Origin of the sequence: Nocardia sp. GP40 (assembly GCF_050434125.1) — a bacterium.
Taxonomy (GTDB): domain Bacteria; phylum Actinomycetota; class Actinomycetes; order Mycobacteriales; family Mycobacteriaceae; genus Nocardia; species Nocardia albiluteola.
Window position 1 is genome coordinate 38,855 of record NZ_JBNPVW010000015.1, and the last position, 1,478, is coordinate 40,332.

Sequence of the window (1,478 nt, forward strand, 5' to 3'; positions counted from 1 at the left end):
GGACGACACCAACACTCTCTGGAGGACCGATGAATCCCCTTGATATCGCACCGGTCATCCCGGTCGTCGTGCTCGACGATCCCGGCACCGCCGTCCCGCTGGCCGAAGCACTGCTGGACGGTGGCATCGGAATCATCGAGGTCACCCTGCGCTCCAATGCCGCGCTGCCCGCCATCGAGGCGATCGCCGCCGAGGTGCCCGAGATGCTGGTCGGGGCGGGCACACTCGTCACGCCGGTGCAGATCGAGGCCGCCGTGACGGCCGGTGCGCGCTTCCTGGTCAGCCCCGGCGCCACCCCCACCCTGCTCGACGCCCTCGCCGACACCGGCCTGCCCTACCTCCCCGGTGTTGCCACGGTCTCGGAAATCCTGACCGTGCTCGAGCGCGGCGTCACCGAGATGAAGTTTTTCCCCGCCGAATCATCCGGCGGCGCATTGGCCTTGAAGGCATTCGGGGGGCCGCTGCCCCAGGTCCGCTTCTGCCCCACCGGCGGCATCACCCCCGCCACCGCGCCCGGCTACCTCGCCCTGCCGAATGTCGGCTGCGTGGGCGGGTCGTGGCTGACGCCCGCCGAGGCTGTGCGCACCGGAGATTGGGGCCGAATCAGCGATCTCGCCCGAGCCGCCGCGGCTCTGCGGATCGACTGACCGGCAGATCGCCTGCCGGCCAAGCGGATGCGGTCCGCGCGGAAGGGCGGCGCGCTTCCGCGCCGCCCCGCATCCCCTCTTCGCCCGCGGATCAGCTCAGCACGCCGTCCATGCACATGCTGGACGAGCGCCAGCTCGGGCCCGGCCGGACGCCGGAATCGAAGTCCCACAGGGAGATCGGTCCCGCCGAACGCCAGTACAGGAACAGGCCGGTCGAGTCGGTGACCGCGGTGAAGATATCCCCACTGCCCTGGATCAGCTGATCGCCGACGCAGTAGTCGTTGTACTGGGTGCCGGGCTGCCACGCGCCCGCGCTGAAGTTGCCCTCCGGGTTTCCGGTGGCGCCCGGATTGGGCACCGTGCTGTGGTGGTTGGTGGCGCCGTCCTTGGTCCAGTAGGCGACACCGAAGAGATCCTTGTGGCAGGTGAAGGCCCACCCACCGGCATACACCCGCAGGCCCTGCCGGTAGGTGCTGCCCGCCCACAGGCAGGGCACCCCGGGGGCGTCCGCCCGGGCCGCGGGCGCACCGACGGCAATGCCCGCGACCATGAGCACGGCCGCCAGCATCGGAATCACCGCCCCGATCGCCGTCCGGTATCTCTTGGCCGATCCATCGACTCTGCTGCTCATCACTGCACTGCTCTTTCCAGGGCTCGGAGCTCCGGCGAGACAACCCGCCATCATCACCGGAGGTCATTTCACTCTGGGTCAATGTACCGTTATTTAGCGGCTCATCAATAAGCGACTTCTTCGGGTTGGGAACCCTGCTTGCCATCAGCGGGAATACGACCGATGGACGTGCTAGCGGCGAGATCTCGATAATCACCGCC

General features: G+C 68.5%; 2 protein-coding genes. One reads left to right on the forward strand and one right to left on the reverse strand.

Translation table 11 applies throughout. The features are described 5' to 3' along the window. The first annotated feature begins 29 nt into the window (after nucleotides 1–29). Nucleotides 30–647 (forward strand): bifunctional 4-hydroxy-2-oxoglutarate aldolase/2-dehydro-3-deoxy-phosphogluconate aldolase, encoded by a 618-nt coding sequence (gene eda / locus ABH933_RS35355; RefSeq protein ID WP_429424372.1) that lies wholly within the window; start codon nucleotides 30–32, stop codon nucleotides 645–647. A 91-nt stretch (nucleotides 648–738) separates the two neighbouring features. Here eda and ABH933_RS35360 read toward each other — a convergent pair whose 3' ends face one another. Further along, complete coding sequence (locus ABH933_RS35360; RefSeq protein ID WP_429424370.1) at nucleotides 739–1,278, reverse strand: hypothetical protein; 540 nt, start codon at nucleotides 1,276–1,278, stop codon at nucleotides 739–741. Nucleotides 1,279–1,478: the final 200 nt, after the last annotated feature.